The organism is Pseudonocardia sp. OZ21 (genome assembly GCF_059359135.1).
In genome coordinates, this window is record NZ_JCADBN010000005.1 from 180,142 (window position 1) to 199,083 (window position 18,942).

Consider the following 18,942-nt stretch of genomic DNA (forward strand, 5'->3'; position numbering starts at 1 on the left):
TCCCTTCCGTACAGTTCGTCCCATGGTCGACACCGCCCGGCCGGACGCGCCCCCGGTGGACCGCTGGATGCTTCCCGGGGAGCTGGCCCGCGCCGTCGACCCGGACGGCCGCACCACCACGGGTTCGGCCAGGCGCACGCCCCGCGACTGGGCCGTCGACCTCGCGATGTTCCTGGTGGCCGTACTCGCCGGGGCGTCCGAGCAGACGCTCGTGCTGCTGCCCGACCTGTTCGGCCTGCCCACCTGGCTCCGGATCGTCGATCCGCTCCTCGGCGCAGCGGCGTGCCTAGCGCTGTGGTGGCGCAGGCGGTTCCCGGTGGCCACCGGGATACTGGCCGCCGTCGCCGCGTCCATGTCCAACACGGCGACCGGCGCCGTGTTCCTGCTGCTGTTCTCGCTCGCCCTGCACCGGGGCTGGACGTACGCGGTGCCGGTCAGCTTCGGCATGGTGCTGCTCGGCGTGCCGTACATGGCCACGTACTTCCCGCCCGTGTTCGGCCCGCCCGTTCCGTGGGTCCTCGTGCTCCTGCTGCTGGGGGCGCTGGTGGTCACCGCAGGGCTCGGCGTCCGCGCCCGCCGCCGGCTCGTGCTCGCGCTGGGGATGCGTGCCGACGCCGAACGGCGCGAGCACACGAGACAGCTGGAGGAGAGCCGCCACACCGAGCGGCAGCGGATCGCCAGGGAGATGCACGACGTGCTCGCGCACCGGATCTCCCTGCTGTCGGTGCACGCGGGCGCCCTCGAGTACCGCACCGCCATGGCGGAGAGCGGGACCGCGCCGCCACCGACCGCGGCGGAGGTGCACAGCGCGGTGAGCGTGGTGCGGTCCAACGCGAACCAGGCCCTCGACGAGCTCCGCGAGGTGCTCCACCTGCTGCGCGACCCGGCCGCGACGGCCGACGTCGACCGGGAGGAGATCAGGGCCGCGCCGCAGCCCACCGCGGAACGGCTCCCCGCGCTCGTCGACGAGGCGCGCCGCAGCGGCCAGGAGGTGCACACGGATCTCGCCGGCGACCTCGCCGCCCTGCGTCCGCAGTTGCAGCGCACCGTCTACCGCATCGTGCAGGAGGGCCTCACCAACGCCCGCAAGCACGCTCCCGCCGCCGCCGTCCACGTCACCGTGCGGGGCGGGCCGGGCGGGGACGTCGTGGTGCAGGTGGACAACCCCGTGCCGCTCGGGGTGACCACGAGCGAGATCCCGGGAGCCGGGTCGGGGTTGACGGGGCTCGCCGAGCGCGTCGCCCTGCACGGAGGCACGCTCACCCACGAGATCACCGACGGTCGGTTCCGGTTGCGCGCGAGAATGCCGTGGACGCAGTGACCGTGATCCGGGTACTCGTCGTCGACGACGATCCCCTCGTCCGCAGCGGGCTCACGATGATGCTGGGCGGCGCGGGGGACATCGAGGTCGTGGGCGAGGCCGCCGACGGCGCCGACGTGGTCGACGCGGTGGCCCGGTCCGCCCCGCACGTCGTGCTGATGGACGTCCGGATGCCGGTGCTCGACGGCGTCGCCGCCACGGCCGCTCTCCACCGCCGCCGCGACGACCACGCCCCCCGCCCCGCCGTCGTGATGCTGACGACGTTCGACACGGACGAGACGGTGCTCGCCGCACTACGAGCGGGCGCCGCGGGCTTCCTGCTCAAGCACACCGCGCCCGCCCAGATCGTCGACGCCGTACGTCGCGCAGCCGCGGGTGACCCCGTGCTCTCCCCGAGCGTCGCCCGCAGCGTGATCGCCATGGCCGCCCGCCTGCCGGGCCACGGCGCATCGAGCCACTCGGACGCCGTCGCCCGGATGAGCCTGCTGACCGCCCGCGAGCGCCAGGTCGCGCTGGCGGTGGCGGAGGGGCTGAGCAACGCCGAGATCGCCGAACGCCTGCACCTGTCAGCGTCGAGCATCAAGGCGACGCTCTCCAGCGCCCTGACCAGGCTGGACCTGACCAACCGCATCCAGCTCGCGATCCTGGCCCACGAATCCGGACGCTGAGCCGGCGCACGGCACCGCGAGATGGACACCAGAGTTGTTCCACGCGCGACGGACAACTCTGGCGTCGATCTCGCGGACCGGGTCGCTATCCCCGCTCCAGCACCGCCTTCAGGAACTCCTTCGTGCGCGGGTGCTCCGGCTCGCTGAACAGCCGCTGCGGCGGGGCGTCCTCGATCACCTGCCCGCCGTCGAACATCATCACCCGGTGGGAGAAGTCGCGCGCGAACCCCATCTCGTGCGTGACGCAGAGGATGGTGATGTCGGTGGTCTCGCCGATGTCCCGCAGCAGGGCGAGCACCCCGGCGACGAGTTCGGGGTCCAGCGCCGAGGTCACCTCGTCGAGCAGCAGGACGTCCGGGCGCATCGCGAGCGCCCGCGCGATGGCCACCCGCTGCTGCTGCCCACCGGAGAGCCGTGACGGGTGCTCGTCGATCTTCTCCTGCAGCCCGACCAGGTCGAGCAGCTCCTCGGCCCTGGTGTTCGCCTCGTCCTTCGACAGGCCGAGCACCCGGGTGGGTGCCTCGATCAGGTTGCCCCGCACCGTCATGTTCGGGAACAGGTTGAACTGCTGGAACACCATCCCGATGTGCTTGCGCACCTCCCGGTTGTGCTTCTCGTCGGCGGGGACGAGCTTGCCGCCCTTCTCCATGTGCGAGAGGTAGCGCCCGGCGACGGTGATGGTGCCTGCGTTCACCGCCTCCAGGCTCATGAGCAGCCGCAGGATCGTGGTCTTGCCCGATCCCGACGGACCGATCAGCGTGACGTGCTCACCGGGGGCGACGGTGAAGTCGAGGTCGGAGAGCACGACGTTGTCGCCGAACCGCTTCTCCACCCCGTCGAAGACGATCATCGGATCAGATGGTTCCGACACGGCGCTCCAATCTCCGCAAGAGCAGCGAGGCGGGGTAGCTCAGCAGCAGGAAGAGCAGCCCCGCGATGGTGTACGGCTCGACGTAGCGGAAGTAGGTGTCGCCCGCCTCCTGGGCGCGGCCGACCACGTCGAGCAGCCCGATCGCGGTGAGCAACGGCACCTCCTTGAACATCGAGATGACGTAGTTGCCGAGCGCGGGGACGACCCGCGGAACCGCCTGCGGCAACACCACGCCGGTCCAGACCCGCGAGCGCGGGAGGCTCAGGGCCGTGGCCGCCTCCCACTGCCCGCGCGGAACGGCCTCGATACCGGCACGGTAGACCTCCGACGTGTAGCACGCGTAGTGCACGCCGAGTGCGATCACGCCGACCGTCAGCGCGCTCAGCACGATGCCGAACTGCGGCAGCACGAAGTACAGGAAGAAGATCTGCACGAGCAGCGGCGTGCTGCGCACGAACTCGACGAAGCCGCCCACCGCGATCGCGAGCAGCCGCGGGCCGCGCCGCAGCACCGCGAGCACCAGGCCCAGGATCATCGCGACGATCGAGCCGAGCACCGTCGCCACCAGGGTGAGGCCCAGCCCTTCGAGCAGCGCGGGCAGGATCGAGAAGGCGTAGTTCCAGTCCCAGATCTGCTGTGGCATCAGACGGCTCCCGTGACGGCGCTGCGCCGGGCGCGCACGGACGCGACCCGGCCGAGCCGGGCCGCGGCCTTCCGTTCCAGGAACCGCATCACCGCGGTGATGACCAGCGACAGCACGAGGTAGAAGAGCAGCAGGAGCAGGAAGATCTGCAGCACCTGCGGGTTGAACCGCGGGACGAGGATCTGCGTCGCCTGCCGGGTGATCTCGCTGATGAAGACGAACGACAGGATCGAGGTGCTCTTCAGCAACTGGATGAATAGGTTGTTGAACGGCGGGATCATCTCGACCACCGCCTGCGGGAGGATCACCCGGAACATCCGCTGCGCCGGGGAGAGGCTGAGCGCCAGCGCACCTTCGTACTGCGCCCGCGGCACCGACTGGATCGCACCGCGGACGATCTCGGCTCCGTACGCGCCATGGTTGAGGCCCAGCACGAGAATGCCGCCCCAGATCGGCACGATCTCGAACCCGACGAGCACCGGCAACGCGAAGAAGATCCAGAACAGCTGCACGACCTCCGACGTGCCGCGCAGGCCCTCCACGTAGATCCGGCTGATCACGCGCACCGTCCGCGACGACGACAGCAGCGCGAGCCCGGCCGCGAACGAGAGCACGATCGTCAGTGCGATACCGCCGACGGTGGCGCCCAGGGTCTCGGGGAGGCCCTGGGCGAGGACGGACAGGAATGTTGTGAGGTTGTCCACCGCCGCCTCAGGCCGCGCAGAGCTGCTCGGTGGTCAGCCCGGCGGCGGGCAGGTTGGCGTCGGAGAACCCGAACGGGCTCGCGATCTGCACCCAGCGCCCGTTCCCGTGGAGGTTCTGCAACTCGGTGTCGAACGCCTGCCGCAGGTCGTTGTCGCCCTGCCGGAACACGAAGCCGCCCGCCGAGACGACGGGGCGCCCGTCCTGGGTGGGGGTGAACCCGGGGGTGACCTCGACACCCGCCTCCGGGTTCTTGCCTGCCAGCCACTTCAGCGAGATGTCGGTGAGCGCCGCGGCGTAGACCCGGCCCGCGGTGACGGCCTGCAGCAGCGCGTTCTGGTCGTCGAAGGGGCTGATGTTGCCTGCCGGGACGCCGCCCGCCTCGGCGTAACCCTGCTCGACGGCCGCGCCGAGCACGGCGAGCTTCAGGTTCTTCGCCGCGATGTCCGAGAACGTGGTGACGCCTTCCGGGTTGCCCCTCGGCACGAGGAACGCGGTGAGGGCGGTGTAGTCCGGGACGGAGAACGCCGCCTGCTGGCACCGCTGTGGCGTGATGTTCATGCCGGCGCAGACCATGTCGAAACGGTTGGCGTTGAGCGCAGGGATGAGCGAGCCGAAGTCGACCTGCTCTGCCTGCACGTCACGGATGCCGATGCCCTGCAGGACCGCACGGGCCACCTCGGGCGCCTCGCCGGTGACCCTCCCGTCTGTGCCGGTGAAGCCGTAGGGCTCCTCGCCCGCAATCCCGATGCGAATGGTGCCGCTGCTCCGCGCGCTCTCCAGCACGCTGCCGCCGCCCGCGTTCGTGCTGGTACAAGCCGCGAGCGCCGTTGTTCCTCCCAATGCCACCGCGCCTGCGGCGGCGGTGCGGCGGAGGAAGTCACGCCTGCTCCATGATCGCTGCTTCATGGTGGTTCCCTTCCGGATCGAACCGTCGGGACCTTCGTCGGTCACCGACGTCGCCAGTCGAACGTAGGTCAACCCCTCCTGACGGATCGGTGTCTGCAGGGGGCGGAGGCCACTCGTTATCCGAACGCAATCAGCCTCGGTGTCCGGTACGCCGGTCCCCCGAGCCGACCGGCGGCCCATGCGCGAGGATCGGCCGCATGTTGCGCATCGCCGGGCTCCCCGTGCTGGTCGGCCCTTCCGACGTCGTCGCCGGGGCCAGAGCGGTGATGGGCTGGACGGAGGAGGCCGTCGAGGTCGCGGCGTCGCTGCCCGCGCGGGCGTCCGCGTTGCTCGACGACGTCGAGGCCCTCGTCGCGAGGATCTCCGCGGTCGCCGACCGAGTGGAGGTCATCGCGGACCGGGCCGACGTCATCGTCGGTTCGGTCGACGAGGTGCTCGTCGGTGTGCGCACCGCGGTCGCCAGGGTCGACACGGTGCTGGCCGACGCCGACGGTCTCGTCCGGCGGATCGACCCGCTGCTCGCCGAGGTGCGCACCGCAGCGGGCGGCGCCGCCGAGCTCGTCACGCACGCCCGCGTGGTGGCCGACGACGCGGCCGGACTCGTCGGACGCGCGGGAGAGGTCGCCGAGGGAGCCGCGGAGCTCGTGGCCGGAGCGGGCAGCGTCGCCGACCGCGCGGGCGGCGTGATCGAGAAGGCCACCGCGGTCGCCGAGCGGGCCACCACCGTGGTCGACCAGGCGGCGGGCGCCGCCGACGGCGCCTCGGAGCTGCTCGCCGTCTACCAGCCGATCGCCCGTCAGGCCGCGCCGCTGGCCCGGCGCTTCGTCGAGGAGTTCTCCGAGGAGGAGGTGCAGGCGGCGATCCGGCTCATCGACCAGCTCCCCCAGCTCACCGAGCACATGGAGACCGACATCATGCCGATCCTCGCCACGCTCGACCGCGTCGGCCCGGACGTCCACGAGCTGCTCGAGCAGCTCAAGGAGATGCGCCAGGCCATCCAGGGCATCCCCGGCCTCGGGTACTTCCGCAGGCGCGGGGAGCGCGAGGACGCCGAGAACGGCGGCTGACTCCTGGGCTACGCGGGGACGTTCTCCGGGAAGTGGCAGGCCACCCGCTGCCCGGGCGCCAGCTCCACCAGCGGTGGCTCCTGGGTGCCGCAGATGTCCTTCGCCTTCCAGCAGCGGGTGTGGAACCGGCAGGCGGGCGGCGGGTTCAGCGGGCTGGGGACATCCCCGGTGAGCAGGATGCGCTCCCGCTTGGTCCGCCGCTGCGTGTCCGGCACGGGCACCGCCGAGAGCAGCGCGACCGTGTAGGGGTGCATCGGGCGGGTGTAGACGGCGTCGCTCTCGCCGAGCTCCACGATCTTGCCCAGGTACATCACCGCGACGCGGTCGGACACGTGCCGCACCACCGAGAGGTCGTGCGCGATCAGCACGTAGGTCAGCCCGAGCTCGTCCTGCAGGTCCTCGAGCAGGTTCACCACCTGCGCCTGGATCGACACGTCGAGCGCCGACACCGGCTCGTCCGCGACGATCAGCCGGGGCCGCAGCGCCAGCGTCCTGGCGATGCCGATGCGCTGGCGCTGGCCGCCGGAGAACTCGTGGGGGTAGCGGTTGTAGTGCTCGGGGCTCAGCCCCACCAGCTGCAGCAGCTCCTGCACGGCCTTGCGGACCCCGCCGGGCGGCTCGATCCCCTGGATGCGGAACGGAGCCCCGACGATCGTCCCCACGGTGTGCCGCGGGTTGAGCGACGAGTACGGGTCCTGGAAGATCATCTGGATCTCCCGGCGCAACGGTCGCATCGCCCGCTGCGGCAGGTGGCTGATGTCGCGCCCGTCGAAGACGATCGAGCCGCCGGTGGGCTCGATGAGCCGGGTGAGCAGGCGCCCGGTGGTGGTCTTGCCGCAGCCGGACTCGCCCACCAGCGACAGCGTCTCGCCGCGGAACACCTCGAAGTCGAGGCCGCTCACGGCCTGCACCGCACCCACCTGGCGTTGCAGCAGGCCACGACGCACCGGGAAGTGCTTCTGCAGCCCGGACGCGCTGAGCAGCACCTCGCGCTCGGTCGGGGCCGGCTCCGCCGACTCCGGGTCGGGCGTCGACCCCGTGATGGTCGATCCGGTCGTCATCGGTTCGGTACCCGTTCGGTCGGTGCTCATCGGTCGGCTCACAGCTTCGGCCTGATCTCGTCGTCGAAGATCTGCCGCCGCCGTTCGTCGGACAGGTGGCAGGCGACCCGGTGCCCGTTCGTCCCGACCGCCCGCAGCTCGGGGCGCACGGTGGTGGCCAGGCCGTCGGTGAGCTCGTCGTAGGCACATCGAGGGTGGAAGGCGCAGCCCGACGGCACGTTGATCAGGCTGGGGGGGCTGCCGGGAATGGGCATCAGCCGGTCGGAGCGTTCGCGGTCCCAGCGGGGCAGCGAACCCAGCAGGCCCCACGTGTAGGGGTGCTGGGGCGTCTCGAAGACGCTCGCAGCCGAGCCGGTCTCGATCGCGCGGCCGCCGTACATGACCAGGATGTCGTCGGCCAGCTCGGCCACCACGCCCAGGTCGTGCGTAATGATGATCACCGCGGAGTTGAACTCGGCCTGCAGGTCGCGGATCAGGTCGAGGATCTGTGCCTGCACCGTGACGTCCAGCGCCGTCGTCGGCTCGTCGGCGATGAGCAGTTCCGGGTTGCACGACAGCGCCATCGCGATCATCGCGCGCTGGCGCATCCCGCCGGAGAAGTGGTGCGGGTAGTCGTCGAAGCGCGACGCCGCCTGCGGGATCCCCACGCGGTCGAGCAGCTGGACCGCCCTGGTCCGGGCGTCGCGCTTGCTCACGTCGTGATGCAGCCGGTACGCCTCGACGATCTGCTGGCCCACCGAGTAGTACGGGTGCATCGCCGACAGCGGATCCTGGAAGATCATCGCCATGGTCCGGCCCCGCAGCTTGCGGACCTGCTCGGGGCCGGCCGAGACCAGCTCCTGGCCGCCCAGCCAGATCTCGCCCGAGATCTTCGCAGCGCCTGCCTTGTGCAGACCCATGATCGACAGGCTGGTCACGCTCTTGCCCGAGCCGGACTCGCCCACGATGCCCAGCCGCTTGCCCCGCTCGAGGCTGAACGACAGCCCGTCGACGGCCTTGACCACACCGTCGTCGGTCGGGAAGTGCACCCGCAGGTCACGCACGTCCAGGAAGGCGGGCGGGGGCGCGTCGGTCATGATGTCGCCTCCGCGGGGAAGAGCACGTCGGCGGTCATGATGTCGCCTCCGCGGGGAAGAGCACGTCGGCGGTCATGATGTCGCCTCCGCGGGGAAGAGCACGTCGGCGGTCATGATGTCGCCTCCGCGGGGAAGAGCACGTCGGCGGTCATGATGTCGCCTCCGCGGGGAAGAGCACGTCGGCGGTGGATGTCATGAGTACCTCACCCGTGGGTCGACGACGGCGTAGCACAGGTCCACGAGCAGGTTGGCGAGAATGATGAAGATGCTCCCGATCATGACGACGCCGAGCACTTTCGGCAGGTCGTTGTTGACCACGGCGTCCACCGAGTACTTGCCGATACCGGGCAGTGAATAGGTGCTCTCGGTGAGGATCGCGCCGCCCAGCAGCAGCCCGAGGTCCAGTCCGAAGATCGTCAGGATCGGAGTGAGGGCCGAGCGCAGGCCGTGCTTGACCACGACCGTCCGCTCCGGGAGGCCCTTGGCGCGGGCGGTGCGGATGAAGTCCTCGCCCATCGTGTCGAGCATTCCCGCCCTGGTCAGCCGGGCGTAGCCCGCGGCGTACAGGAACGCGAGCGTGATCCACGGCAGGATCAGGTCGTACGCCCAGAGGAAGGGGTTGTCCTCGATCGGCGTGTAGCTGCCGCCGGGCGCGGTGATGCCGAGTGCGTAGCTGAAGACCGCCAGTGACAGCAGGCCGGTGAAGAAGATCGGCAGCGACACCCCGGCGAGCGCAACGCCCATGGCGGCGCGGTCGAAGATGCTGCCGGGACGCAGCGCCGACACCACACCGGTGGCGACGCCGACGACCACCCAGATCAGGGCGGCCCCCGCGGCCAGCGAGAGGGTCACCGGGAGCCGGTCGAGCAGGTCGGGCAGCACGGGGTTCTGGGTGAGGAACGAGTACCCGAAGCACGGCGCCGGACAGTGCACGGTCGTCGGACCGGTGCTGTAGTCGGCGCCGGCCACCAGCCCCTTGAGGAACCGGCCGTACTGCACCCAGATCGGGTCGGTGAAGCCGAGCTTCACCGCGATCACGTGGATCTGCTCGGCGTCCGCGGTCTTGCCGACGTAGCGCGACGCGAGATCCTCGGGGGTGGCCCCGGCGAGCCGGGGCACCAGGAAGAAGATCGCGAACACGGCGGCCGTGACGATCAGCAGCAGGATCACTGCCGCGACCAGCCGCCGCACGATGTAGATGGCCATCACTTACGGCTCGGTGGCCGGTGGGCCGCACCGGTCGGGTGCGGCCCACCGGCCCACCACGTGCCTTCACCTACCTCCAGGTCGGTCCGCGGGGAACACCTACTTGCGGGTGGTGCCCAGCGCCAGGTAGTCGTACATCTGGAAACCGTCGGTGATGAACACGTTCGTCAGGTTCGGCGGTCGGTACAGCAGGCCCTTGGCCCAGACGCCCGGAAGGATGTAGGCGTCGTCCATGACCTTCTTGTCGATGTCGACCCAGAGCTGCTCCCGGGCCGTGGTGTCGGTCGTGACCAGCGCCTTGTCGAGCATCGCGTCGACCTCGGGGTCCTTGACGCCGAAGTTCGTGTTGCCCCCGGAGGCGCGGATCACGCGGCTGTCGACCATCTGGGCGAGGAACCCGTACCCGTCGGGCCAGTCGGCGGCCCAGCCGAAGACGTTCAGCCCGAGCGAGTTGGCCTTCGCGAAGTCCGGCTTGCCGGCGTAGAGCTTCGCGTAGTCACCGAGCGGGTAGGGCTTGACCTCCAGGTTGATGCCGACCTTGGCCAGCGACTGCTGCAGGGCCTCGGCCGTGGCCTTCTCCTTCGGCCGCTCGGCGCGGTAGGAGATGCCCGTGGTGAAGCCGTTCGGCTGCCCGCACTGGGCGAGCTCGTCCTTGGCCTTCGTCGCGTCACCGGCGTTGCCGGGGGTCGCGTAGGTGTCGAACTTCTCGGTACCGGGGATCACCGGGGGCAGCAGGTTGGTCGCGATCTCGCCGCCGGTCGCCCCGCCGTAGGCGCGCTGGTAGCCGGTCTTGTCGGCCGCGTACTCCACCGCCTTGCGGCAGTGGATGTTGTCCAGGGGTGCGACGTCAGAGTTGATCGACGTGTACCAGAGCCGCGCACTGATGGCCGAGTCGGTGTTCGCCTTGAGCGTCTGGTCGGCCAGTACCTTGCCCTGGGCGGCCGGGCCGACGCCCGTGCCCTCGATCGCGACGTCGAGGTCACCGGACTGCAGCCGGTTGTCGATGTCGTCGGAGTTCACATTGAGCGCTACCTCGATGCGGTCGGGCAGCGGCTTGCGGTTCGGGTCGGTCGCCTGGTCCCAGTTCGGGTTGCGCTTCATCGTGAAGCTCTTGCCGAGGTCGTTGGTGTCGAACATGTACGGGCCCGTGGAGACCACGTGCTCCTTGTACTTCGACCCGGTGTCCTTGGCGACGGGCACCGGCGCGGTGCTCGGCATCTGCGCGAAGTAGTCGAACCCGCTGAACGGCTGCTTCAGGTGGAACACGATCGTCCGGTCGTCCGGGGTGTCGATCGCCTTGAGGCCCAGCTTGTTCGGGTCCGAGTCCGCGTACGGGCTCGTGTAGCCCTGCAGGTCGAGGAAGTCGTTGAAGTAGGTCGGCCCGTTGGGGAACGTGGTCTTGTCCAGCGACCGCTCGACGGCGTACTTGACGTCCTTGCTGGTGACCGGCGTGCCGTCCTCGAACTTCACGCCCTGGCGCAGCGTGTAGGTCCACGTCTTGGCGTCGTCGCTGGGCTTGCCGAGCGACTCGGCCAGGTCGGGCACGAGGGTGGCGCCCTCCTTGCCCGGGGCCGACTTGAACATCACCAGTGCACGGGCGTAGAGCCGGGCGAAGTCCCAGGAGTACGCGTAGTACGTGTCGCCCGGGTCCAGCGAGTCCCAGTCACCCGAGTTGGCGTACCGGATCGTGCCGCCCGTGACGTCCGAGACGTTGTGGACGCCGCCCGCGTCGCTCCCGCCGCCACTCGACGAGCTCCCGCCCGAGCTACCGCCTCCACAGGCCGCCAGGGCCAGCGCCGCGACCGCGATGACCGCGGCCGCCGCCACTTTCCTACTTCTCACGCTTTCCGCCTACTTCTCATCGGGGAGCTCCCGGTCGTACCGGGAAAATGGGACCAATTACCGCGAACGCGGATCGAGCGCGTCGCGGAGGCCGTCGCCGAACAGGTTGAAGGCGAGGACCGTTACGAAGATCGCGAGCCCGGGGAAGAGCATGAAGTTCGGGGCGATCTGGAACCAGTGCGTGGCATCCGACAGCATTCCGCCCCAGCTCGGGGTAGGGGGCCGGATACCGACCCCGAGGAACGACAGCGCGGCTTCGAACAGGATGTTCGTCGGGATCAGCAGCGTGGCGTACACCAGGATCGGTGCCACCAGGTTGGGCATCATCTCGGTGAACAGGATCCGGGGGCTGCGGGCGCCGAGGCTGCGGGCGGCGTCGACGAACTCCCGCTCGCGCAGTGACAGCGTCTGGCCCCGGATGATGCGGCCGATGTAGGGCCAGCTGGAGAAGCCGATGATCACCACGATGAGCGCGATGCGCAGCGCGTCGCCCTCCAGGCCGAAGGCCTTGTCCGGGATGATGCCGGCCAGCGCCAGGGCGAACAGCAGGATCGGGAACGCCAGGAAGACGTCCATCGTGCGGCTGATCAGGGTGTCGACCCAGCCGCCGAAGTACCCCGCCACCACGCCCAGCACGGCCCCGATCAGCACCGCGAGCAGGGTGGCGAGGAACGCGATGAGCAGCGAGATCCGGGAGCCGTAGACGACCCGGCTGAAGATGTCACGGCCGTTCACCGGCTCGACCCCGAAGAGGAAGTCGTGGCTGATCCCGCCGGAGGGGCCGTTGGCCACCTGCAGGTCGGGGTCGATCTTCTCGTAGTGGAAGTCGAGCGGGGGGTGCCCCAGCAACGCCACGATGAGCGGCGCGAAGATCGCCACGAGTACCAGCAGCACGATCACGGCCGCCCCGCCGAGCGCGACCTTGTCGCGACGCAGACGGCGCCACGCGATCGCGCCGAGCGACCGTCCCTGGATCGTCGTTCCCATGCCCACCGTGACGGCCTCGGGCTCGGCGTGCACCGCCGAGCCGGGTACGTCGCTGGGGGCCGTCATTGCCGCACCGGCATGCGTCCACCTTCACGTCGTTATCCAGATCGCTGCCGATTCGGGGCCGGGCGACCTGGGTTCGCGAACACTATCGGGTGGACTACCGATGGGTACGCCTACGAACGGTAACGATTTCGTAAGCCAGTGCACATAAACCGGACATAGCTGGCGTAATTGCCTTGTTCAGATCATGAGAAGCGCTCAATCGCCGAGTTGATGCACCTTCCGGATCAGCGTCACGATCTCGTCCATCATGGCCGTGAGCCGATAGTCCTTCGGCGTGAACACCGCGGCCACACCCTTCTCCCGCAGCGTCGCAGCGTCGTCGGGCGGGATGATGCCGCCCACCACGACCGGCACGTCGTCGGCTCCGGCGGCCCGCAGGCCCTCCACCACGGCAGGCACCACCTGCAGGTGCGAGCCCGACAGCACCGACAACCCGACGACGTGCACGTCCTCCTGGACGGCCGCAGCCACGATCTGCGCAGGCGTGAGCCGGATGCCCTGGTAGACCACCTCGAAGCCGACGTCGCGCGCACGCACGGCCACCTGCTCCGCGCCGTTGGAGTGGCCGTCGAGCCCGGGCTTGCCCACGAGCATGCGCAGGCGGGAGCCCAGCTCCTCCCCCGTGGCCCGGACGCGCTCGCGCACCACCCCGAGCTCGCCTGCCGCGTCGCCGGACGCGAGCGCTGCGGACACGCCGGTCGGCGCCCGGAACTCGCCGAAGGTCTCCCGCAGCACCCCGGCCCACTCCCCGGTGGTGACGCCCGCCTTGGCGCAGGTGATCGAGACGTCCATGAGGTTGGTGTCGGTCTTGGCCGCGTCGCGCAGCGCGGCGAGCGCGCTCTCGACGGCCGGGGCGTCACGCGACGCGCGCCAGGCCCGGATCGCCTCGACCGCCGCGGCCTCGGTCGCGGGGTCGACCGTCTCGATCGCTGCCGCGCCCTCCGCCTGCAGTGGGCTGGGCTCGGTGGTGTCGAACCTGTTCACACCGACGACGACGTCCTCGCCCGACTCCATCCGACGCCTGCGCTCGGCCAGCGAGCCCACCAGCCTGCCCTTCATGTAGCCGGACTCGACGGCGGCGACGGCGCCACCCATCTCCCGCACCCGCTCGATCTCCGCGCGCGCGTCGGCCACGAGTTCGGCGACCTTCGCCTCGACCACATGGCTGCCCGCGAACAGGTCCTCGTACTCCAGCAGGTCGGTCTCGTACGCGAGCACCTGCTGCATGCGCAGCGCCCACTGCTGGTCCCACGGCCGGGGCAGGCCCAGTGCCTCGTTCCACGCCGGAAGCTGGACCGCGCGGGCCCTGGCGTCGCGGGAGAGCGTCACCGCGAGCATCTCCAGCACGATCCGCTGGACGTTGTTCTCCGGCTGCGCCTCGGTGAGCCCGAGCGAGTTGACCTGCACGCCGTAGCGCAGGCGCCGCTGCTTGGGGTCCTGCACGCCGTAGCGCTCCTGGGTGATCCCGTCCCAGAGCTGCCCCAGAGCCCGCATCTTGCACATCTCCTCGACGAACCGCAGGCCAGCGTTGACGAAGAAGGAGATGCGCGCGACCACGTCGCCGAACCGGTCCGGCGGCACCTGGCCGGAGTCGCGCACCGCGTCCAGCACGGCCATCGCCGTGGACAGCGCGTAGGCGAGCTCCTGCGGCGGCGTGGCCCCCGCCTCCTGCAGGTGGTAGCTGCAGATGTTGATCGGGTTCCACTTCGGGATGTTGGCCACCGACCAGGCGATCATGTCGGTGATCAGGCGCATGCTCGGCGCAGGCGGGAACACGTACGTCCCGCGCGAGAGGTACTCCTTCACGATGTCGTTCTGCGTGGTCCCGGCCAGCGTCGCCCGCGGGGCGTCGTGCTCGTCGGCCACCGCCACGTACAGCGCGAGCAGCCACATGGCGGGCGCGTTGATCGTCATCGAGGTGTTGGCCTCGGCCACGGGGATGTCGTGGAACAGCGCGCGCATGTCGCCGATGTGGCTCACCGGCACCCCGACCTTGCCGACCTCACCCGCCGCCAGTTCGTCGTCGGGGTCGTAGCCGGTCTGGGTCGGCAGGTCGAACGCCACCGACAGGCCGGTCTGCCCTTTGGCGAGGTTGCGCCGGAAGAGCTCGTTGGACCGCTCCGCCGAGGAGTGGCCGGCGTAGGTCCTGATCACCCAGGGACGGTCGCGCTGACGGTCGGTCGGGTAGGGCACCGGACACCTCCGCGTCGTGGATCCGGCGGGCGGACCGGCCCAGCCTACTGGCGCGTAGCTTTCCCGAGAGGACGAACGGCGCGGCGTCACACCGGACAGCGACGAGGGATCGATCCAGAGTCGCTGGGGGCGCGGTTGGGACGTCCGTGGCGCACAATGTCCGACATGCTCGAGGGGACACCGGCCGTCGCCCTCATCGGCGCGCTGTTGATGAGTGCAGTCCTTTTCCTGGCGCTGCGCTGGACGTTCGGCACGGGCCGCAACCAGCCCGCGCCGCTCCTCCCGGACCCCGACGACCCCACCGGCGACGGCCTGCTCGAGGAGGTCGCCCGGGTGCCGACCGAGGCGGCCGCCCTGGTGCTCCGGTCCCGCCTCGGCAGCGCGGGCATCCGCGCGACGGTCGGCCGCGCCGACGGCGTCTACCGCCTGCTCGTCTTCCATTCGGACGCCGTCAACGCCCGGGTGGTGCTGAGCAGAGGCGCCCTCGACTGATCAGGCGGCCGTGAGCCGGGCGACTCGCGCACCCGAACCGGGCGACTCGCGGGGCCGCGCGACCACTGCCCCGCGAGTCGCCCGGTTTCCGCCCGCGAGTCGCCCGATCCGTACCCGCGAGTCGCCCCGTTTCGGTGGGCGAGTCGCCCGCACAGCGTCAGACGCGGTGGTAGCGCGCGTCGAAGAAGGAGAACACGCCGTAGGCGGCCAGCCCGATGGCGACGATGATCAGCAGGTAGGGCCCGAACGGCTGGGCGGCGAGCGTCTTGAGCGCCACATCGAGCCCGGACGCCTCGTCCGGCCGGAACCGGATGGCCGCGATCACGACGAGCACCCCGATGAGCCCGATGGTGACGCCCTTCGCGACGGAGCCGAACTGCCCGGTGCGCTCGAGGGTCTGCCGCGCGTGGCGGTCCGACGGAGCGCTCATGTCCTCGAGGAACTTCTTCTGGTAGCCCTCAACGATCTTGACGATGCCCGCCACCAGGATCCCGATCCCGACCGCCCCGACGATGAACTGGCCGCCGGGTAGTCCCAGCACCCCGGCGGTGGCGCTCTGCTGGCCGCCCCCGCCGCCTCCGCCGCCCGCCGCCGTTGTCCCGGCCAGCACGGCCAGCGCCACGAAGACCACCGCGTTGCCCCCGCTGGTCACCCGCTTGCGGATCTTCTTCTTGCTGTCGGACTCGTAGCCGAAGCCCCAGAGCGCCTGCGAGAGCCGCCACAGTGCCACGGCGACGAACCCGACGACGAGCACCCACAGCAGCACCTGGCCGAACGGCTGCTGCGCGAGGTCCTGGAACGCGCCGGTCTGGTCGGCGCGCTCACCGCTGTTGCCGAACGCGACCTGCAGGGCCAGCACCGCGATCAGGAGGTGGGTGACCCCATAGGCCCCGATCCCCACCCTCACACCGATCTTGAACGGCTGGCTGTCGGCGGCCTGCTTCGCGGACCGGTTGGCCGACTCGGCGGCACTCGTCATGGTTGATCCTCTCCGTACGTGCGGGCGCACCGTCGCACGGAAGTCCCCGCGCCGCAGCCGCTGTTGCTCTGTCCCCCGATCGGGCGGCGGCGAACCGTCGTCTGCCCCTAGCGGCGGGGCCCCACCGGGCGCCCGCCCGGCTCCACCCCGTCGAGCACGGTCGTCTCGGCCGTCCGGGCAGCCTGCTCCGCACGCCGCCGCCGGACGGCCCGAACGACCAGGACGACGACCACCGCGGCCACCGCGACGCCGGTGACGGTGGGGCCGACGAGGTGGGCGGCCTGCCGCAGTGCCGCCGACGCCGCGCTCCCGAGCCCCACGTAGACCAGGCCCCAGAGCACGGCGCCCATCGCCGTGTAGCGGGCGAACCGGCGCACGGGCATCCGCAGCGTCCCGGCCAGCACGGGCACCAGCGAGTGCGCCACGGCGAGGAACCGGGAGCCCGCGATCGCCCGGCCGGTGCCGCCTTGCAGCACCGCCTCCGCACGGGCCCAGTTCGGTTCGCCGATCCACCGGCCCGCCCGGCTCACCCGCAGGCGCGGTCCGAAGCGCCGCCCGATCAGGTAGCCACCGGTCTGCCCGACGAGGCTCGCGCCGGCGGCGACGCCGGCCAGCGCCGCGTACTCACCGGCGCTGCCCACCGTGGTGGCCGCCGCGAGCAGGACGACCTCCCCGGGCGTCACGAGACCGATCAGCACGGTGGTCTCCAGCACCAGCAGCACGCCGACCACGGCGTAGAGCTGCCAGGCGGGCAGAGCATCGAGCATCGCGAAGAAGGAACCGAGCCAGTCGCTGATCACCGGTCCAGAGTGGTCCGGCGGGCGCTCCACGCCCATCCGGACAACCCCTGAACCCGGGTGGGGATGCCCCCCGGGTCACCCTGGGTCGGGCTCAGCGGTCGGGCTCGCGTTCGACGCGCTGGATCTCGGCGCCGAGGTCGCGCAGGTTCTCCACGAAACGCGGGTAGCCGCGGTCGATGTGCTCGATGTCCCACACCTCGGTCTGCCCGTCGGCGCACAGCGCGGCGAGCACGAGCCCCGCCCCTGCCCTGATGTCGCTGGCCCAGACCGGCGCGCTGGACAGCCGCTCGACACCCCGCACGACCGCGTGGTGCCCGTCGGTGCGCGCGTCGGCACCGAGCCGGACCATCTCGTCGACGAACCGGAACCGCGCCTCGAACACGTTCTCCGTGATCATCGACGTGCCGTCGGCAACGGCGGACAGTGCGATCGCCATGGGCTGCAGGTCGGTGGCGAAACCGGGAAAGGGCAGCGTCACGAAGTCCACGGCCCGCGGGCGCCCGTCCATCCGGACGGTGAACTCGTCGGGGCCGATCGTGGTGTCGGCGCCGGCCGTACGCAGCTTGTCGAGCACCAGGTCGATGTGGTGCGGGTCGACACCGCGCACGGTCACCTCCCCGCGAGTCATCGCGGCGGCGAACGCCCAGGTGGCGCCGACGATGCGGTCGCCGATCACGCGGTGCTCGGTGGGCTGCAGCCCGGTGACGCCGTGCACGGTGAGCGTGGAGGTGCCGACGCCGTCGATCTTGGCGCCCATCTGCTGCAGCATCGTGCAGAGGTCGACGATCTCCGGCTCGCGGGCGGCGTTGTCGATCACCGTGGTGCCGTCGGCGAGCACGGCGGCCATCAGGATGTTCTCCGTGGCGCCGACGCTGGGGAAGTCGAGCCAGATCTGCGCCCCGCGCAGTTCCTCGGCGTGGGCGACCACCCGGCCGTGCTCGATCTCGGTGGTGGCACCGAGCTTGCGCAGCCCGGCCTGGTGCATGTCGAGCGGGCGGGAGCCGATGGCGTCACCGCCCGGCAGCGGCACGATCGCACGCCGGCACCGGGCCACCAGCGGGCCGAGCACGCAGACCGATGCCCGTAGCTTCGACACCGACCGGTAGTCGGCCTGCGCACCGGGCTCCGCCGGGACGTCGATCGTGACGGTGTCGTGGTCGATGCTGACGGTGCAGCCGAGACTGCGCAGCACGTCCGCCATGAGCGGGACGTCGAGGATCTCCGGACAGTTCCGGATCCTCGTCGTCCCCTCGGCCAGCAACGCTGCTGCCATCAGCTTCAGGACGCTGTTCTTCGCCCCCACCACATCGACGGCGCCGAGGAGCCGGGCGCCACCGTTGACCGCGAAATGCTCTGCCACGAGCACCGACGCTATCCCCTGGGGCCGGGGACTACTCGGTGGGCCGCGCCAGCCGATCGAGCGCCATCATTGCCTGGTCCACCACGGCGGACAGGTCCTGGCGGGTCGCGCCGTCGCGGGCCTGCAGGGACATCCCGAACTGCACGGAGCTCACAAACGCTGCCAACGCGCCGATGTCGGCGCCAGGCGGCACGTCCCCGTCGGCCTGTCCCCTGACCAACCGGTCGCGCACCTCCGCGGTGGCGGCGCGCCGTTGCTCGGCGAGGAAGTCGCGGATCCCGGCGGTGCTGGGCGTGTACGTGGTGGCGGCCAGCACGATCATGCAGCCGCTCGGCTTCGTCGGGTCGGTGTAGGCCACCACGTTGGCGCGCAGCAACGCCTCGATGCCCCCCACCGCGGTGGGCGCGTCGCACATGGCGCGCAGCGTCGGCTCGCCCTCACGCTCCTCGTAGAGCGCCACGGCCTCCCGGAACAGGGTCTCCTTGCTGCCGAACGCGGCGTACAGGCTGGGCGGACGGATGCCCATCACGGCGGTCAGGTCGCCGATGGACGTGCCCTCGTAGCCGTGCTCCCAGAACGTCTCCATCGCCCGGCGGAGTGCCTCGGCGCGGTCGAAACCGCGCGGCCGTCCTCGCTCAGTCATCGCCGCCCTTTCTGTAGCGTTCCCTAAATATACCTCTTGACCGACGCGCGAGCCGT

General features: G+C 70.7%; 18 protein-coding genes. 4 read left to right on the forward strand and 14 right to left on the reverse strand.

Annotated elements, in window-relative coordinates; genetic code table 11:
- The first annotated feature begins 22 nt into the window (after positions 1–22).
- Entirely contained in the window at positions 23–1,321 is a 1,299-nt protein-coding gene (locus tag AC5L35_RS13830) for a sensor histidine kinase (RefSeq protein ID WP_495060016.1), read from the forward strand.
- Complete coding sequence (locus AC5L35_RS13835) at positions 1,309–1,989, forward strand: response regulator transcription factor (protein ID WP_495060017.1); 681 nt, start codon at positions 1,309–1,311, stop codon at positions 1,987–1,989. The genes AC5L35_RS13830 and AC5L35_RS13835 overlap by 13 nt, the downstream gene beginning before the upstream one ends.
- 85 nt (positions 1,990–2,074) lie before the next feature.
- Here AC5L35_RS13835 and AC5L35_RS13840 read toward each other — a convergent pair whose 3' ends face one another.
- The 4 genes from AC5L35_RS13840 to ehuB are packed head-to-tail and all read right to left on the reverse strand — an operon-like array spanning position 2,075 to position 5,114.
- Positions 2,075–2,839 carry an amino acid ABC transporter ATP-binding protein gene (locus AC5L35_RS13840; RefSeq protein ID WP_495060018.1) on the reverse strand — a complete coding sequence of 255 codons (765 nt, stop codon included), beginning with the start codon at positions 2,837–2,839 and terminating at the stop codon, positions 2,075–2,077.
- Between the two features lie 4 nt (positions 2,840–2,843).
- Positions 2,844–3,503, reverse strand: a complete 660-nt coding sequence (ehuD, locus tag AC5L35_RS13845) for an ectoine/hydroxyectoine ABC transporter permease subunit EhuD (RefSeq protein ID WP_495060019.1) — start codon at positions 3,501–3,503, stop codon at positions 2,844–2,846.
- Positions 3,503–4,207 (reverse strand): ectoine/hydroxyectoine ABC transporter permease subunit EhuC, encoded by a 705-nt coding sequence (gene ehuC, locus AC5L35_RS13850; RefSeq protein ID WP_495060020.1) that lies wholly within the window; start codon positions 4,205–4,207, stop codon positions 3,503–3,505. Before ehuC ends, ehuD begins: the two co-directional genes overlap by 1 nt.
- A gap of 7 nt (positions 4,208–4,214) precedes the next feature.
- Entirely contained in the window at positions 4,215–5,114 is a 900-nt protein-coding gene (ehuB, locus tag AC5L35_RS13855) for an ectoine/hydroxyectoine ABC transporter substrate-binding protein EhuB (RefSeq protein WP_495060021.1), read from the reverse strand.
- A 197-nt stretch (positions 5,115–5,311) separates the two neighbouring features.
- On the opposite strand from ehuB, the gene AC5L35_RS13860 reads away from it, so the two are divergent.
- Entirely contained in the window at positions 5,312–6,181 is an 870-nt protein-coding gene (locus AC5L35_RS13860) for a hypothetical protein (protein WP_495060022.1), read from the forward strand.
- Positions 6,182–6,189: 8 nt separating this feature from the next.
- On the opposite strand, the gene AC5L35_RS13865 is transcribed toward AC5L35_RS13860, so the two are convergent.
- From AC5L35_RS13865 to AC5L35_RS13890, 6 genes are all read right to left on the reverse strand, one after another.
- Positions 6,190–7,242: an ABC transporter ATP-binding protein gene (locus AC5L35_RS13865; RefSeq protein WP_495060023.1), complete on the reverse strand. Its 1,053-nt coding sequence runs from the start codon at positions 7,240–7,242 to the stop codon at positions 6,190–6,192.
- A 38-nt stretch (positions 7,243–7,280) separates the two neighbouring features.
- Positions 7,281–8,318 (reverse strand): ABC transporter ATP-binding protein, encoded by a 1,038-nt coding sequence (locus AC5L35_RS13870; protein ID WP_495060024.1) that lies wholly within the window; start codon positions 8,316–8,318, stop codon positions 7,281–7,283.
- Positions 8,319–8,510: 192 nt separating this feature from the next.
- Positions 8,511–9,524: an ABC transporter permease gene (locus AC5L35_RS13875; protein ID WP_495060025.1), complete on the reverse strand. Its 1,014-nt coding sequence runs from the start codon at positions 9,522–9,524 to the stop codon at positions 8,511–8,513.
- A gap of 99 nt (positions 9,525–9,623) precedes the next feature.
- Entirely contained in the window at positions 9,624–11,366 is a 1,743-nt protein-coding gene (locus AC5L35_RS13880; protein ID WP_495060026.1) for an ABC transporter substrate-binding protein, read from the reverse strand.
- Between the two features lie 57 nt (positions 11,367–11,423).
- Complete coding sequence (locus AC5L35_RS13885) at positions 11,424–12,419, reverse strand: ABC transporter permease (protein WP_495060027.1); 996 nt, start codon at positions 12,417–12,419, stop codon at positions 11,424–11,426.
- 195 nt (positions 12,420–12,614) lie between these two features.
- Complete coding sequence (locus AC5L35_RS13890; RefSeq protein WP_495060028.1) at positions 12,615–14,612, reverse strand: protein meaA; 1,998 nt, start codon at positions 14,610–14,612, stop codon at positions 12,615–12,617.
- Between the two features lie 165 nt (positions 14,613–14,777).
- On the opposite strand from AC5L35_RS13890, the gene AC5L35_RS13895 reads away from it, so the two are divergent.
- Positions 14,778–15,104, forward strand: a complete 327-nt coding sequence (locus AC5L35_RS13895; protein WP_495060029.1) for a hypothetical protein — start codon at positions 14,778–14,780, stop codon at positions 15,102–15,104.
- 157 nt (positions 15,105–15,261) lie between these two features.
- On the opposite strand, the gene AC5L35_RS13900 is transcribed toward AC5L35_RS13895, so the two are convergent.
- The 4 genes from AC5L35_RS13900 to AC5L35_RS13915 all read right to left on the reverse strand — a co-directional run bounded on the left by AC5L35_RS13900 (position 15,262) and on the right by AC5L35_RS13915 (position 18,886).
- Positions 15,262–16,083, reverse strand: coding sequence for a DUF1206 domain-containing protein (locus AC5L35_RS13900; protein WP_495060030.1), 822 nt, complete (start codon positions 16,081–16,083; stop codon positions 15,262–15,264).
- Positions 16,084–16,190: 107 nt separating this feature from the next.
- Positions 16,191–16,883, reverse strand: coding sequence for a DedA family protein (locus AC5L35_RS13905; RefSeq protein ID WP_495060031.1), 693 nt, complete (start codon positions 16,881–16,883; stop codon positions 16,191–16,193).
- A gap of 91 nt (positions 16,884–16,974) precedes the next feature.
- Positions 16,975–18,243, reverse strand: coding sequence for a UDP-N-acetylglucosamine 1-carboxyvinyltransferase (gene murA, locus AC5L35_RS13910; protein WP_495060032.1), 1,269 nt, complete (start codon positions 18,241–18,243; stop codon positions 16,975–16,977).
- 31 nt (positions 18,244–18,274) lie between these two features.
- Entirely contained in the window at positions 18,275–18,886 is a 612-nt protein-coding gene (locus AC5L35_RS13915) for a TetR/AcrR family transcriptional regulator (RefSeq protein ID WP_495060033.1), read from the reverse strand.
- Positions 18,887–18,942: the final 56 nt, after the last annotated feature.

Coding starts and splice junctions, on each gene's coding strand:
- AC5L35_RS13830 (WP_495060016.1), top strand. CDS start 23: ATGGTCGACACCGCCCGGCCGGACGCGCCCCCGGTGGACCGCTGGATG.
- AC5L35_RS13840 (WP_495060018.1), bottom strand. CDS start 2,839: ATGATCGTCTTCGACGGGGTGGAGAAGCGGTTCGGCGACAACGTCGTG.
- ehuD (WP_495060019.1), bottom strand. CDS start 3,503: ATGCCACAGCAGATCTGGGACTGGAACTACGCCTTCTCGATCCTGCCC.
- ehuB (WP_495060021.1), bottom strand. CDS start 5,114: ATGAAGCAGCGATCATGGAGCAGGCGTGACTTCCTCCGCCGCACCGCC.
- AC5L35_RS13860 (WP_495060022.1), top strand. CDS start 5,312: ATGTTGCGCATCGCCGGGCTCCCCGTGCTGGTCGGCCCTTCCGACGTC.
- AC5L35_RS13865 (WP_495060023.1), bottom strand. CDS start 7,242: ATGACGACCGGATCGACCATCACGGGGTCGACGCCCGACCCGGAGTCG.
- AC5L35_RS13870 (WP_495060024.1), bottom strand. CDS start 8,318: ATGACCGACGCGCCCCCGCCCGCCTTCCTGGACGTGCGTGACCTGCGG.
- AC5L35_RS13875 (WP_495060025.1), bottom strand. CDS start 9,524: ATGGCCATCTACATCGTGCGGCGGCTGGTCGCGGCAGTGATCCTGCTG.
- AC5L35_RS13885 (WP_495060027.1), bottom strand. CDS start 12,419: ATGACGGCCCCCAGCGACGTACCCGGCTCGGCGGTGCACGCCGAGCCC.
- AC5L35_RS13895 (WP_495060029.1), top strand. CDS start 14,778: ATGCTCGAGGGGACACCGGCCGTCGCCCTCATCGGCGCGCTGTTGATG.
- AC5L35_RS13900 (WP_495060030.1), bottom strand. CDS start 16,083: ATGACGAGTGCCGCCGAGTCGGCCAACCGGTCCGCGAAGCAGGCCGCC.
- AC5L35_RS13915 (WP_495060033.1), bottom strand. CDS start 18,886: ATGACTGAGCGAGGACGGCCGCGCGGTTTCGACCGCGCCGAGGCACTC.